The organism is Streptomyces sp. PA03-3a (assembly GCF_033792735.1).
Classification (GTDB): domain Bacteria; phylum Actinomycetota; class Actinomycetes; order Streptomycetales; family Streptomycetaceae; genus Actinacidiphila.
This window is the reverse complement of sequence record NZ_JARAVM010000041.1, coordinates 16,154-29,268: the sequence shown is the minus strand read 5'-3', so window position 1 is coordinate 29,268 and position 13,115 is coordinate 16,154. Positions and strand designations below refer to the sequence as shown.

General features: G+C 72.7%; 12 protein-coding genes and 2 pseudogenes. 5 read left to right on the top strand and 9 right to left on the bottom strand.

Annotation, left to right across the window (positions count from 1 at the left end; all coding sequences use genetic code 11):
- Nucleotides 1-115: 115 nt before the first annotated feature.
- Together PV342_RS34670 and PV342_RS34665 are read left to right on the top strand one after the other, a co-directional pair.
- Nucleotides 116-581: pseudogene (locus PV342_RS34670) on the top strand (FAD-binding oxidoreductase); the annotation flags it as partial.
- Between the two features lie 411 nt (nucleotides 582-992).
- Nucleotides 993-2,801 carry a thiamine pyrophosphate-requiring protein gene (locus tag PV342_RS34665; protein ID WP_500320216.1) on the top strand — a complete coding sequence of 603 codons (1,809 nt, stop codon included), beginning with the start codon at nucleotides 993-995 and terminating at the stop codon, nucleotides 2,799-2,801.
- Nucleotides 2,802-3,187: 386 nt separating this feature from the next.
- On the opposite strand, the gene PV342_RS34660 is transcribed toward PV342_RS34665, so the two are convergent.
- The 4 genes from PV342_RS34660 to PV342_RS34645 all read right to left on the bottom strand — a co-directional run bounded on the left by PV342_RS34660 (nucleotide 3,188) and on the right by PV342_RS34645 (nucleotide 6,542).
- On the bottom strand, nucleotides 3,188-4,192 hold the full coding sequence (locus PV342_RS34660; protein WP_400806907.1) for an ABC-2 membrane transporter-related protein: 1,005 nt from the start codon (nucleotides 4,190-4,192) through the stop codon (nucleotides 3,188-3,190).
- Nucleotides 4,189-5,109: an ABC transporter ATP-binding protein gene (locus tag PV342_RS34655; protein WP_400806909.1), complete on the bottom strand. Its 921-nt coding sequence runs from the start codon at nucleotides 5,107-5,109 to the stop codon at nucleotides 4,189-4,191. Before PV342_RS34655 ends, PV342_RS34660 begins: the two co-directional genes overlap by 4 nt.
- Before the next feature lie 41 nt (nucleotides 5,110-5,150).
- On the bottom strand, nucleotides 5,151-5,411 hold the full coding sequence (locus PV342_RS34650; protein WP_400806911.1) for a hypothetical protein: 261 nt from the start codon (nucleotides 5,409-5,411) through the stop codon (nucleotides 5,151-5,153).
- Nucleotides 5,412-5,900: 489 nt separating this feature from the next.
- Entirely contained in the window at nucleotides 5,901-6,542 is a 642-nt protein-coding gene (locus PV342_RS34645) for a hemerythrin domain-containing protein (RefSeq protein ID WP_329189677.1), read from the bottom strand.
- A 72-nt stretch (nucleotides 6,543-6,614) separates the two neighbouring features.
- On the opposite strand from PV342_RS34645, the gene PV342_RS34640 reads away from it, so the two are divergent.
- A complete protein-coding gene (locus PV342_RS34640) occupies nucleotides 6,615-7,238 on the top strand; it encodes a TetR/AcrR family transcriptional regulator (protein WP_400806914.1) in 624 nt (207 codons plus the stop codon).
- A gap of 9 nt (nucleotides 7,239-7,247) precedes the next feature.
- Here PV342_RS34640 and PV342_RS34635 read toward each other — a convergent pair whose 3' ends face one another.
- Both PV342_RS34635 and PV342_RS34630 read right to left on the bottom strand, forming a co-directional pair.
- Nucleotides 7,248-8,114, bottom strand: a complete 867-nt coding sequence (locus PV342_RS34635) for a helix-turn-helix domain-containing protein (RefSeq protein WP_400806917.1) — start codon at nucleotides 8,112-8,114, stop codon at nucleotides 7,248-7,250.
- A 178-nt stretch (nucleotides 8,115-8,292) separates the two neighbouring features.
- Nucleotides 8,293-8,526, bottom strand: coding sequence for a hypothetical protein (locus PV342_RS34630; RefSeq protein ID WP_400806919.1), 234 nt, complete (start codon nucleotides 8,524-8,526; stop codon nucleotides 8,293-8,295).
- A gap of 889 nt (nucleotides 8,527-9,415) precedes the next feature.
- On the opposite strand from PV342_RS34630, the gene PV342_RS34625 reads away from it, so the two are divergent.
- Nucleotides 9,416-10,480 (top strand): NAD(P)-dependent alcohol dehydrogenase, encoded by a 1,065-nt coding sequence (locus PV342_RS34625; RefSeq protein WP_500320214.1) that lies wholly within the window; start codon nucleotides 9,416-9,418, stop codon nucleotides 10,478-10,480.
- A 112-nt stretch (nucleotides 10,481-10,592) separates the two neighbouring features.
- Here PV342_RS34625 and PV342_RS34620 read toward each other — a convergent pair.
- A pseudogene (locus tag PV342_RS34620) lies at nucleotides 10,593-11,890 on the bottom strand (MFS transporter).
- Between the two features lie 268 nt (nucleotides 11,891-12,158).
- On the opposite strand from PV342_RS34620, the gene PV342_RS34615 reads away from it, so the two are divergent.
- Nucleotides 12,159-12,362 carry a hypothetical protein gene (locus PV342_RS34615; protein WP_400806926.1) on the top strand — a complete coding sequence of 68 codons (204 nt, stop codon included), beginning with the start codon at nucleotides 12,159-12,161 and terminating at the stop codon, nucleotides 12,360-12,362.
- A gap of 36 nt (nucleotides 12,363-12,398) precedes the next feature.
- Here the strand turns inward: PV342_RS34615 and PV342_RS34610 are convergent, their stop codons facing one another.
- On the bottom strand, nucleotides 12,399-12,614 hold the full coding sequence (locus PV342_RS34610; protein ID WP_400806928.1) for a hypothetical protein: 216 nt from the start codon (nucleotides 12,612-12,614) through the stop codon (nucleotides 12,399-12,401).
- Nucleotides 12,615-12,696: 82 nt separating this feature from the next.
- On the bottom strand, nucleotides 12,697-13,080 hold the full coding sequence (locus PV342_RS34605) for a winged helix-turn-helix transcriptional regulator (RefSeq protein ID WP_400806931.1): 384 nt from the start codon (nucleotides 13,078-13,080) through the stop codon (nucleotides 12,697-12,699).
- Nucleotides 13,081-13,115: the final 35 nt, after the last annotated feature.

Genomic DNA, 13,115 nt, shown 5'->3' with positions numbered 1-13,115 from the left:
CGCACGCTCGTCCGGTCGGTCCGTGCCCGGGGGCACGTTAGAGATCGGACGGTCCGGGAACGCGTGACTGGGGCACCCGACCGTGTCACCGACGAGCAGAGGGCGGATGACGCAGATGGCTCGCGACGCAGACAGCGCCGAGGCCCGCGGGTCCGGGGCCGATCCGGTCGGACCGGATCCGAGCGGCCTGAAGCGCGCGCTCCGCGACCGGGTCGACGGTGAGGTGCGCTTCGACGCGGGCAGCCGGGGTGCGTACGCCACCGACGGGTCGAACCACCGCCAGGTGCCGATCGGCGTGGTGGTCCCCCGGGACCTGGACGCCGGGGCCGCGGCGGTCGAGGTGCGCGCCCGGTTCGGGGCGCCGGTACTCTCCCGAGGCGGCGGTACGAGCCTGGGCGGCCAGTGCACGAACACAGCGGTCGTGACCGGCTGGACCGAGTACTGCCACCACCTCCTGTCCGTCGACGCCGAGCGCAGGACGTGCTCGGTGGAGCCCGGCATCGTGCTGGACGAGTTGAACCGGCGGTCCCGGGTACGGTCTGAGATTCGGGCCGAAGCCCTCGACGCACAGCCACTGCGCGCCGGTCCGCGGGTACGCGACGAGGGGTGCCGCGGGCCGGCGGGCGACATCGGGTTCGCCTGCGGTCATGACGAAGTCTCCATGGCCGTGGGCGAACAGGGGGTGCTGCCGGCCGTGCGCCGTGCTCCCGCCGGCACCCTCGTCCTCGCCGACGGGTTCAGCCGCCGTACCCAGATCGAGCAGGGCGGAACGGGCCGGCGCGCCGTGCACCTGGCGGAAGCGCCGGCTTTCGCCCTTGACGGGCCGGTGCCCGGCGACCGGCCGGAGCGGCTCGCGGAGCGCCCGGACGCCTCGCCGCGGGACGGCCGACTGCCGGCCGCGGCAGGCGCTCTCGCCTCTGCCGCCGCGCTCGCGACCGCCGTCGCACCGCGCCACCGACCACGTGGAAACCGAACAGGAAGGTGAGTCCCCCGTGTCCCTCAAGGTCTCCGACTACGTTCTGCGGCGACTGCGGGAATGGGACGTCGACCATGTCTTCGCCTACCCGGGTGACGGCATCAACGGACTGCTCGCCGCCTGGGGGCGGGCGGACGACAAGCCACGGTTCGTCCAGGCCCGCCACGAGGAGATGGCCGCCTTCCAGGCGGTGGGCTACGCCAAGTTCTCCGGCAGGGTCGGCGTCTGCGCGGCCACCTCGGGGCCCGGCGCCATCCACCTGCTCAACGGCCTGTACGACGCGAAGCTCGACCACGTACCGGTGGTGGCGATCGTGGGGCAGACCAACCGCAGCGCCATGGGCGGCTCCTACCAGCAGGAGGTTGATCTGCTGAGCCTGTTCAAGGACGTCGCCTCGGAGTACGTGGAGATGGTGACGGTTCCCGAGCAGCTGCCCAACGTCATCGACCGGGCCATGCGGGTGGCCGCCGCGAAGCGCACCGTCACAGCCGTGATCATCCCGGCCGACGTCCAGGAGCTCGACTACTCCCCGCCGCAGCACGCGTTCAAGATGGTGCCCTCCAGCCTGGGCATGCCCTCCTTCGCCCCGGTGCCCGGCGATGCCGATCTGGACCGGGCGGCCGAGGTGCTCAACGCGGGCGAGAAGGTGGCGGTGCTCATCGGTCAAGGGGCGCGCGGCGCACGGCCGGAGGTGGAGCGACTGGCCGACACGCTCGGCGCCGGTGTGGCCAAGGCACTGCTCGGCAAGGACGCGCTCTCCGACGAACTTCCGTACGTCACCGGGGCCATCGGCCTGCTGGGCACCCGGCCGAGCTACGAGCTGATGCGGGACTGCGACACCCTGCTGGTCATCGGGTCCAGCTTCCCGTACACGCAGTTCCTGCCGGAGTTCGGCAAGGCCCGCGCGGTGCAGATCGACATCGACCCGTTCATGGTGGGCCTGCGCTACCCGTTCGAGGTGAACCTGGTCGGCGACGCCAAGTCGACCCTGACGCGGCTGCTGCCCCGGCTGGAGCGCAAGAAGCACGGCAGTTGGCGGAAGAAGATCGAGAAGGACACGGCGCGCTGGTGGGAGGTGATGGAGCGCCGCGCCGGCGTCGAGGCGGACCCGATCAACCCGGAACACGTCGTGCACGCCCTGGACGCGCTGCTGCCCGAGGACGTCATCCTGGCCGCCGACTCCGGTTCCGCCGCCAACTGGTACGCCCGGCACCTGCGGATGCGCGGCGGCATGCGCGGTTCCCTGTCCGGCACGCTCGCCACCATGGGGCCCGGTGTGCCGTATGTGATCGGCGCGAAGTTCGCCCATCCCGACCGGCCGGCGATCGCCCTGGTCGGTGACGGCGCGATGCAGATGAACGGGATGGCCGAACTCATCACCGCTGCCAAGTACTACCGGGACTGGTCCGATCCGCGGATGGTCGTCGCCGTCCTCAACAACGGCGACCTCAACCAGGTGACGTGGGAGATGCGCGCCATGTCCGGCGCCCCGCAGTTCCTGCCCTCGCAGGACCTGCCGGACGTCGCCTACGCCGACTTCGCGCGCTCCATCGGCCTGGACGGCCTGCGCGTCGAGAAGCCGGGCGAGGTCGAGGACGCCTGGCGGCGGGCGCTGGCCGCGGACCGTCCCTTCGTCCTCGACTTCCGCACCGACCCCGCCGTCCCGCCGATCCCGCCGCACGCCACGCTCGACCAGATCGAGGCCGCGGCGGCGGCCGTCCTCAAGGGGGACTCCGACCGGGACGCGATGGTCCGGCAGGGCTTCAAGGCGAAGGTGCAGGAGATGCTGCCCGGTCGTGGGCGCCGGGAGCACGGCGAGCACTGAGCCCGATCGCCGTGGCCGACGCCCCTCCCTGCGCACGGCGACGAACCGCCGGTGCGGGTCCCGGTCCATCGAGTCGGCCCCGGTGCGTGACGACGGGGCGGGGCACCCGCGGACCGCGCCGGGAGGAGGCCGCCGTACCGTGCGGACGCCGTCCGTCCCCGCCGTGCCCGGCGCGAGGGCGGTGGCACGGCCCGGTACCCGGTTGCCGCCGGTGATCACCGCGATCGTGTTCACGCTCATGTCCAGCTCTCCTGATTCCTCGTTCCGCGGTGCGGAGCCCGGTCGGGCCCCGCACCGCTCACCACCAGGTTCGGCGTGGACGCCGCGCCGATGAAGGCCTCACCGATCCAGGGAGGACGGTCCCCCTCTGGGCCCGGCCTCGGTGATCAGGCCGGGTTCCGGCGGGTCCACCACACGGACAGCGCGAGGAGCACGACACCCAGCGCCAGGCACAGGCCCGTCGCCGTCCACTGCAGCGGCCAGAGGTCCGAGGCGGGGTGGAACTCCGCCCAGTGGCCGGTGACGCCGTGGGAGGCGAGGCACTGCTTGATGTTCCCGGAGGCGTAGCAGTCCCAGGCCTCGGACACCCGGTGCCCGTCCTTGGACAGCGGGCCGTCCGCCAACTGCCAGGCGCCGTCGGGGACCGGAGGTTCATCGGTGTGCTGCGCGTACCCCGTGCGGATGGGCCACAGGTGCGGACGGACCGCCTCGAGGAGGGCGAACAGCCCGGCGCCGGCGACGAGGGTGGCGCCCATGGCCAGGACGGTGCGGCGCAGGACGAGACCCAGGGTCGCCCCCAGGAGGTAGAGCAGGACGCTCAGGCCGACGACGACGGGCCCCACCCCGTAGAACGGGTACCACTCGTGCCAGGCGAACATCGGCCCCATCACCTCGGCCACCGGATGCCACCACCAGGTCATCGCGGCCGCGATGACACCGCTGACGACGACCGTCATGGCGAGCGGCACACCCAGCTTCGCCGCGAACCAGCGCATGCGGGTCACGGACTGGGTGGCCGCCGTCCGGTACGTCCCCGACTCCAGCTCCTGCGCGAGCTGCGGCCCGCCCAGGAAGAGGCCGAAGAGGAACGGGAGCAGCAGCATGGCCTGGAGCGGCCGCCGCATCGGGAACTGGTACTGCTGCCCGAACCTGTTGAGGCGGCTGAAGCAGCCTTCGGTGAGCTGATGGCCCCGGCAGGCGTCCAGGTGCTGCGCGGTGACGGCTGCGGCCGCGTGCTGGTGCTGTACGAGGGCGTAGCCGGCGACCGCCGCCGCGACCGCCAGTCCGATCCAGAAGGCGGTGCGGTTCTGCCGCCAGATCAGCCACGTCAGTCCGCGCAGTCGCGGACCGCGGCGAACGGCGGTGCGGCCGCGGGTGGTCGCGGTGCTCATGCCGCCACCACCTCCATGCCGCCGTCGACCCGCGCGCTCGGGGTGAGGAGTGCGGGCGCCTCGGGCGCGCGCAGATAGCCGAGGACCAGTTCCTCCAGAGTGGGGACGCGGTGGCCGGCGTCGGACGGGGACGCGTGGGAGGTGCGGACGAGCGAGCTGTGGCCGCCCTCGCCGCCGGAGCTCGCGATGACCTGGTGGCCGTCCGGGACGGGCTCCTGCCGGTCGGGCAGGGTGATCTGCCGGTGCTCGGCGAGGAGGAGGTCCACCTCGCCGGCCAGCCGGACCGTGCCGTTGTTGACGAGCACGAGGTAGTCGCAGGCGCTCTCCAGCTCGGAGACCAGGTGCGAGGACATCACCACGGTCGAGCCGTGCCGCCGGGCCTCGGCCTGGAGGATGTCGTTCATCTGATGGCGCACCAGGGGGTCGAGGTCGGCCATCGGCTCGTCCAGGAGCATCAGTCGGGGGCGCTTGCCCAGCGCGAGGGCGAAGGCGACGCGGGTGGCCTGTCCGCCGGAGAGGGTGCCTACCCGGGCGTTCATGGGGACCTGGCCGGCGTCGATGACGGACTCGGCGGTCTCCTGGTGCCAGGTGGGGTTGAGCTCCTGGCCCATGCGCAGGATCTCGCTGACGCGGAACCGGGGGTAGAGGGCCTTCTGCTGGCTGAGGAACGCGGTGCTCTGGCGGGCCTGGATGCTGCCGGGGCGGTGCCCGGACAGTGTGATCGTGCCGGTGGTCGGGGTGATCAGGTCGGCGGCCATGGACAGCAGGGTGGTCTTGCCCGCGCCGTTGGGGCCGACGAGCGCGCAGACGCGGCCGGCGGGAAGACGGAAGGAGGTGTCGCGCAGCGCCCACCCGCGGCGGTAGCGCCGGCCCAGCCCGACGGTCTCGATGGCGGGGACGTTGGGGGAATCGGTCATGACGTGATGGCCCGTGTGATCTTCCTGTGCGTGTGCGTCGTTCACCGGTCCTGGGCGGCGGGAGCCGTGCCGTGACGGAGGCGCCAGAAGAGGGTGAGCAGCGCGGCGCCCACGACGAGGAGGATCAGGTGGGGCAGTCCTGGGACGGCCTGGCCGGCGCCCCACACCGCAAGGTGGGCGAGGATGCGCTCGGTGAGCGGCACACCGCCCAGCAGGAGGAGTACGACGCCGGCGAGGCCGGCGAGGAGCTGTGCGGGGCGCTGGACGAGCGGAACGGATTCCGTACGCGGGGTGGGGTTCATGTCACCGAAGTTATGGCGCGGGCCTGTCGCCGGTCTTCGGCGGAAAGTCTGTGTTCCGCGGGTGACGAAAGTCGCGGCGGGAGGCGCCGCCTATACCTTCGTCTATGGTTTCGCGGCGCCCACCGGCCCGCGCCGCACGGGCCTGCGCTCCCCGGGGTGCTCCCGGGACGGTCACCTGCCCCGGCGTGTGCCGGGCGCGCCTCGGGCGCACCCTGGAGATGCGGCCCCGCTCCGGCTTGCCGAATCCGCCCTCGGAGCGGGGCCGCTTGCCTCCTGGACGCCCGGGCTGGGACACACGGCCGGTGCCCGTACCGCGGACGGCGGACCCGGAGGGCACGGCGCACCGGCTGTGGGTACGGTCGGTCGGGCAGACGAGGCGGTCCCCGATCGCCTTCTCACTCGCCTGACGACTCCGTGAGGGCACCCGGCGCCTCCCGCCGGGGCGCGATGCGGCTCGCGCACCCCGACGGGAGTCCGGGACACCAGGGGTCAGGCCTCGGCGCCGCGCAGGGTCCGGAGGTCGTCCGCGGCCTGCGCGCGCATGGCGGGCAGGAGCGGCAGCACCGGCTCGGGCAGGGCCGCGAGCATGAGCGCGACCTCCTCGGGGGTGCCCACCTCGTCGAGGAAGCCGATCATCAGGTGGCCGGCGACGGGCGGCGTGGTGGCGATCACCCGCTGGGAGAAGTCCGCCCAGTACTCGGGCGTGACGTGCTCGCGCAGGGCGGGGAAGAGGACGGGCTCTTCGTGCGCCAGGTGGCTGTGCACGGTGTCGCGTACCGCGACGGCCGCCTCGTGGAGCGCGGGCCTGCCTGCCTCGGCGTCACCGCTCAGCACGACGGCGGCGAGCGCGTCGAGGGCCTCGTCCAGTCGCTCGTGTTCCGCGCTGAGCTCCCCCAGCGCGTCGGCGGCGGCCGGCGACGTCGCGACGATCCGCGGCCACAGGTCCTCGTCCTCGGTCTCGTGGTGGTGGCGCAGGTTCACCACCAGGAAGTCCCGCAGCTGGGCCAGCGTGCCCAGGGGCGCGGAGGGGCGGAGGGCCGCCTCCGCCAGCAGCGCGGTGGCCACGCGGTGGACTTCGTGGGCGAGCCGGGTCTCGACGACGGACATGGGCTCGTGCGGGGAGTGGTTCATGAAACGGAACATATTCATTAGAGGTAATTACTGTCAATATAATCACTTACGGTGGAGAGGTATGCTGCGTCGGTGACGAGCCGGAAGTACCACTCCCCCCTCCGCGCACATTCGGCGGCCGCTACGCGCGAAGCGATCCTGGGCAGCGCGCAGGCGCTCTTCCTGGCACGGGGGTACGCCGGGGTGACCATCGGGGAGATCGCGGAGGCGGGGAAGGTCGCCGTGCCCACGGTGTACAGCAGCGTGGGGAACAAGCCGAAGATCCTGGCGGCCCTGCTGGAGCCCGCCCTCACGGACCCCGCCATCGCCGAAGCGCTCGCCGCGGTCGAGCACAGCGACGACCCGCGCGCCGTGATCACGCTGACCGCCGAGGGCACCCGGCTCACGCACGAACGCCACTGGGATCTGGTGTACGGGCTCTTCTACCGGAATCCGCCGGGGGAACCGGCCGTCAAAGCGGTGCTGGACAGGGGGGCGGACGACTACGTCCAGGCCCTGACCAGGGTCGCGGACCGCCTCGCGGCGCTCGGCGCGCTGCGCCCGGACGTCAGCCGCACCGAGGCCGTCGACCTGCTGTGGTTCCACCTCGGCCCGCACGCCTGGAGCACGCTCGTCGGTGAACGCGGCTGGGCCTTCGACCGTGCGCAGAGCTGGATCGCGCGTGCCGCCTGCCGCGAGCTGCTCCGGGAGTCCTGAGGCGGCCGTTCAGTCCACGGGAGTCGTGGAGAGCGACCGGTCCGCGGCCCAGGAGGCGAGGATGCGCAACCCGTCGTGGGTGGGCGAGCCGACCTCGGCGGTCCAGATCACGAGCTTCTGGTCGGGGTCGGTGGTGGCGGTCAGCGTGTCCCAGTCCAAGGACAGTTCACCGGCCACCGGATGGTCGAGGACCTTGGTCCCCACCGTGAGCGCGGCGACGTGGTGGCCGGCCCACCACGAACAGAAGTCGTGGTCCTGCGCGGACAGTTCCCCGACGAGCGCGGTCAGCCCGGGATCGCTCGGATACTTGGCCGCCTCCATGCGCAACTGGGCCACGCAGGAGCGGGCGATGGTCCCCCAGTCGGTGTACAGCGTCCGCATGGCGGGGTCCGTGAACAGGATCCGGGGGTAGTTCCGGTGCTTCTCCGGAATCCTCCCGAAGTCGGTGATGAGCGCCGCCGCGAGCACGTTCCAGGCGATGACGTCCATGCGCCGCCCGAGCACCATGGCGGGGGTGGCCGGGAGGTCGTCCAGGAGGCGCCGCAACTGCGGCTGGACCTTCTGGCGGGTTCGGCGGCGGGGGCGCGCGGTCTCCTTCCCCGCGAGGCCGAAGAGGTAGTCGCGCTGGTCCTCGTCGAGGTGGAGGGCCTCGGAGAGCGCGTCCAGGACCGGGGCGGACGCATGCATCCGGCCCTGCTCCAGGCGCGTGTAGTAGTCGGTGGAGATCGCCGCCAGCCGGGCGACCTCCTCCCTTCGCAGTCCGCTCACCCGGCGGTTTCCGGCGCCGTCGGGCAGGCCGACCGTCCGGGGGCTGAGCTCGGCGCGGCGTGCCTTGAGGAACGCACCCAACTCTTCGAGCTGTGCGTCGGGGGCCATGTGTCCAGTGTGGCACCGCCGCCGCCACCGCTCAGGGGGCCGGTTCCCTCCCAGGGGGTGTCGCACATGCGGTGCGACGTCGTCCAGGCGGGCCCGGCCCTGCACCGGCACGCCGTCGGCCGGGCACCGCACGTCACCGCGGTCCGGGTACGCGCGGCCACCGGGCGCGGGCTCCGGGTCACAGACCGGCGTCCGCCAGGATGCGGTGCATCCGGTCGAGCGGCAGGGCGGGGTTGGCCGCGGCCGAGTCGGCGACCTCGGGGGCCGGGTCGCTGAGCAGTCGTTCCAGCAACGCGAGCGTGACGCCGGGGTGCCCCGCGACCCCGCGGCGCAGGTAGGACTCCTCGGCGGCGGCGAGCCGTTCCAACGCGGGTACGGGGAGTCCGGGGTCCTCCAGGGCGACGCGGCGCACGCGCGGATCCGCTTCCTCGGCGAACGAACACAGCTTGTGGCGGGGAAAGTTGGGGTGCTCGACGAGGGCGGCCGTCCGTGATCGCCGTGGGCGCGTACCAGCCGCTCCAGGACCTCGACCGCGCGACCGCGGCGCGCACCTTGGGGTCCGGCGCGGCGGCGAGTGCCGTCCGGGGCCGGCCGTAGGCCTCCTCGATGCCCTCGATGCCGATCGGCGCCTCGTTCTCCACCATGGAGCGGACGAAGTCGGCGGGCGCGTCACGGATCGCCGGATCGGGATGCCCCTCGATCCTGCGGAGCATGCCCGGCGAGAGCCGGTCCGCGCGGAGCAGGAAGGCGCTGTCGCCACCGCCGTACGTCAGCAGGGCCTCGACGACCGCGTCCGGCAGCCGCCCACGACGCAGATGGATCCCGTGCCGGCCGTGGTCGTGCGCGGCCAGGCGCACCAGGACGTCGTCGGGGGCCGCGGGATTGCGTCCGAGACCGAAGAGTCGGGGGTGTGTGAGGCTGGTGATGCGCCCAACCTAGCGACGCGGCAACGGCTTTCCGTCGGCCGGCGCGGCGAGGACGGCCTCCGCCTGCCGCAGGATCCCGCGCGCGAAGTCACCGGCGGGGAGGACGTCGTGGACGAGCCCGGCCGACTGCCCCGTGAACGGCAGGTACTCGTCCCCCCGCCCGCGGCGGATCGCCGCCAGCAGGCGCGGTACGGCCTCCCCGGGGTCGACCCGCCCGGGGTGGTCGCGGAGGGTGTCGGCGAATTCCGTACGCAGGGCGGGAGGACGCGGTCGCTGTTGAGCGCCTTGACGGCGTCCACCACGTCCGCGCCGACGATCCGCTGCTTCCAGTCCTGGGAGACGTTCATCTCGGTGGACGCGAGGAACCGCGTGCCCATCGACACGCCCTGGGCGCCCAGGGCCGCCCTCGCCGCCGCCGGTCCCGGCGCGCCGCTGGAGCTCACCACCGTCGAGCGCCGTGAGCCGGGACCCCACGACGTCGTCATCGACATCGCCCACACCGGCATCTGCCACACCGACATCGCCCTCCTGCGCAACCACTGGATGGAGGGCCTGTTCCCCATGGTCCCGGGCCACGAGATCACCGGGACGGTCGTCGCGGCCGGCCCCGGCGCGACCCGCCACGCGGTCGGTGACCGGGTGGGCGTCGGCTGCTACGTCGACTCCTGCCGCGCGTGCGAGAACTGCCTCGCCGGCCAGGAGCAGCACTGCCTGAAGGGCGAGGTCCTCACCTTCGGCGCGCTGGACTACGACAGGCGGCCCACCTTCGGCGGCTACAGCCGCAGGATCGTCGTGGACGAGAACTACGTGCTCCGCATCCCGGTCGGCCTCGGCCTGGACGTCGCCGCCCCGCTGCTCTGCGCCGGGGTGACGATGTACGCGCCCCTGCGCCGCTGGGGCGCGGGGCCCGGCAGGAAGGTCGCCGTCGTCGGCATGGGCGGCCTCGGACACATCGGCGTGAAGATGGCGCACGCGATGGGCGCCGAGGTCACCGTCCTCGGCCGGAGCCCGTCCAAGCGCGAGGACGGACTGCGGTTCGGCGCCGACGCCTACGTGTCCACGGGGGACGCTTCCTGGTTCCGGGACCACGGGCGGAGCTTCGACCTGATCGTCAACACCGTGTCGGGCGGCATCGACACCAACGCCTGTCTCCGCCTCCTGCGTCTCGACGGCGTGCTGGTCAACGCCGGTGTCACCGCCGAGGCCGCCACGTTCCAGGGCATGCTGCTCGGCGACCCGCGCCGGATCATCACCTCGACGAAGAACGGCGGAATCCGCGAGACCCAGGAGATGCTGGAGTTCTGCGCGCGGCACGGCATCGTCGCGGACATCGAGACCGTGCCGGCGGACCGGGTCGACACCGCCCTCGACCGCCTGGAGCGCGGCGACGTGCGCTACCGCTTCGTGATCGACGTCTCCACCCTCGGTCAGGCCGGTTAGGGGCGAATCCGATGGCCCAGGTGGGCGGCCTCGCCAGGCACGGCGCCCCCTGATCGGTACCGACTGCACCGGAACCTTCCGTCAGGACACGGCCGGCCGGTTGCTGGAACGCTCATCCGTCGACGACCGGTCCTGTGCCCGCTGCCCGTGCGGCTTCAAGTGGCTCGGTGACATCCGGGACAGACCGGCGCGACAGGTCAAGCGCTGTCGCGGCGGACAGCACGACGGGGGCGGCGGCAACGGCGAAGCACACCGCCAGGGGCATACGCCCCACCAGCAGTCCGGCCGCGGCTGTCCCTCCCGTCGAACCGGCGTTGAAGGCGGTGTTGACCCACGCGCCTGCTGTGGTGCGGGCACCCGGACCGGCACACTCGTCGGCGATCAGATACGCCGTCGCGATGGCCGGGGCCACGAACAGCCCGCCCAGCGCCACCCAGGCGATGAGCACATAGGGATGAGGTGAGAGGCCGGTCACCGCCAGAACGAGCCCCAGGGCGAGCGCCAGCGATGACAGCCGGAACCGGCTTGAGGCGCGCCACTGGACGGAGCCGTAGACGAGGCCGCCGACGGCGCTGCCGGCGGACAGCGCCGCCAGGACCCAGGGCACCACGTGGGAGGCGTGACGTTCGTCGGCGAAGGCGATCACAAGGAGATCCAGCGCCCCAAGGCTCGTACCGAGCCCGGCAGTCACGGCGATCGCCTGCCCCAGCCCGGGGGTGCCCCCCTGCCGGCCGGGGGTCACACCCGGGGGAACGTTCCCGGACGGTGCCGCTGACGCCGCAGCGGCCTTGCCCCGGTACCCCAGACTGCGGGCCGCCGGGGACGCCGCCAGCATCAGTGCCCCGCCCATACGAGGGCGGCGCTCACGGCAAGACCCACCCACGGCGCGGCAACTTTCACCAGCACGCCCACCAGCAGCGGCCCGGTCACGAACAGAAGCTCCTCGGCCACACCGTCCAAGCTGTACGCGCGTTGCAGCAGCCCCCGGTCGGGGACCAGGGCGCTCCACAACCTCCTCATCACCGGACCGAGCGGTGGCGCACTGGCACCGGCGGCTCCGGCAAGGACGCCCAGGAGGACTCCCGACGCGCCTTCCCTTGCTGTCGCGAGGGCCAGCCCGGTCAGCAGCACCGCGTAGACGGCGGCCATGGGAGGCAGTACCCGGCGCGGCCCGTACCGGTCGACCAGACCGGCGCGGGCAGGGGAGAGAAAGACGCTGGTCAGCCCGAACACAGCCATGACACCGCCTGCCACGGCGTAGGAGGCGGTGGCCTCCTTGACCGCCAGAACGAGGGACAGCGAGACCATTCCGTAGGAGAGGCGGCCCAACAGCGCGGCACCGAACGTGCGGCAGGCATGGGGGGTACGCAGCACGGCCGCATACGACGGGGCGGCGACAGACGAAGACATGATCATGTTCCTCGGAGAAGACAGCGCCGGACTCGCGGCGCTCACGCGTACACGGGCAGCGAGGACCGCGCCCAGCGGGGCGCGGCGGCACTGACTCCTATGCACGCGAGAGGAACATGCGGGCGAACATAGCAGTGCGGCAGCCGAACGGGCTATCGGCCGGCGAAAGTGGCGGGAAGCGACCGGTCTGCCGACGCCGGCGAAACGCCAGGCCGGTAAGCGGCCCGCCCGCGATGCGTCCTCGCCGGTGACTGGGCAGGCTGGGAGCATGCGCACCGAGGGGCCGCCGGTGGTCGTGGAACCCCCGGTCGACGGCCGAAGGGTCGTGATCCGGGGCGACTACTTCGGCACCGCGCACTGCCTGGCGGATCTGCTGCGGTTCCTGTGGCTCGCCGGGTACGACGCCGGCACGGTCAGCCTCACCGACCCCGGGCAGGTGGAGTGGCGCGGGGGCGGCCCGGAGGCGTGGTGAACGCCGCCGGCGGACGGGCTCAGCGGGGCGACGGGCTCAGCGGGGCGAGACGTAGCGGGAGCCGGGGCGCAGGCGTACGGCTCTGACGCGTTCCGGGGCGGTGATCCGGCCGTCCTGGCAATCGGGACAGAGTTCGTGCCGGCCCTGGTCGGTGACGACGGTCCCCCAGCCGAAGCACGGTCGGCATTCGCGGGCCAGGTCGACGTTCGCGCGGGGAGTGGGGCTGGGGATTCCCTCGGCTCCTCGGATCATGTGGCACCCCTCTGTGCTACCTCCGGAGATTTTGCGTGGTTATTACCCATTCGATAGGACATACACCCATTCCGGGCTGTTTTTATCCGACGCGGCGCCGTCGGCGCGCGCTCCACTGCGCCAGCGGCTGCAGGGCCGCGATGAGCGCCTGGCCGTCGGGGGCGAGCTCGTAGCGGACCTGCACGGGGGTGCTGGGGATGACCGACCGCGCGATGAGACCCTCGGCCTCGAGCTCGCTCAGGCGTTGCGCGAGCAGCCGGTCGGAGATGCCGGCGATGACGGCGCGGTACTCCCCGAAGCGGCGCGCGCCACGCGACGCCGCGAACAGGATCGCCCCCGTCCAGCGACGGCCGACGAGTTCGACCGCGCCCTGGAAACTCGGGCACGCCTCGTCGTGGACCGAGCCTCGCTCCAGGCGGAGTGCCGGCGGCCGGGGGGTGGTCGTCTCGTGGGATCCCGTGGTCATTCCTCGGAGCGTAGCGATGGGCGGCCGCGGGGGCG

What these genes read in the sequence shown, in the direction of transcription:
- PV342_RS34660 (WP_400806907.1), bottom strand. Translation starts at nt 4,192, where the DNA reads ATGAGCACCGCGACCACCCGCGGCCGCACCGCCGTTCGCCGCGGTCCG.
- PV342_RS34655 (WP_400806909.1), bottom strand. Translation starts at nt 5,109, where the DNA reads ATGACCGATTCCCCCAACGTCCCCGCCATCGAGACCGTCGGGCTGGGC.
- PV342_RS34650 (WP_400806911.1), bottom strand. Translation starts at nt 5,411, where the DNA reads ATGAACCCCACCCCGCGTACGGAATCCGTTCCGCTCGTCCAGCGCCCC.
- PV342_RS34645 (WP_329189677.1), bottom strand. Translation starts at nt 6,542, where the DNA reads ATGAACCACTCCCCGCACGAGCCCATGTCCGTCGTCGAGACCCGGCTC.
- PV342_RS34635 (WP_400806917.1), bottom strand. Translation starts at nt 8,114, where the DNA reads ATGGCCCCCGACGCACAGCTCGAAGAGTTGGGTGCGTTCCTCAAGGCA.
- PV342_RS34615 (WP_400806926.1), top strand. Translation starts at nt 12,159, where the DNA reads ATGCGCACCGAGGGGCCGCCGGTGGTCGTGGAACCCCCGGTCGACGGC.
- PV342_RS34610 (WP_400806928.1), bottom strand. Translation starts at nt 12,614, where the DNA reads ATGATCCGAGGAGCCGAGGGAATCCCCAGCCCCACTCCCCGCGCGAAC.
- PV342_RS34605 (WP_400806931.1), bottom strand. Translation starts at nt 13,080, where the DNA reads ATGACCACGGGATCCCACGAGACGACCACCCCCCGGCCGCCGGCACTC.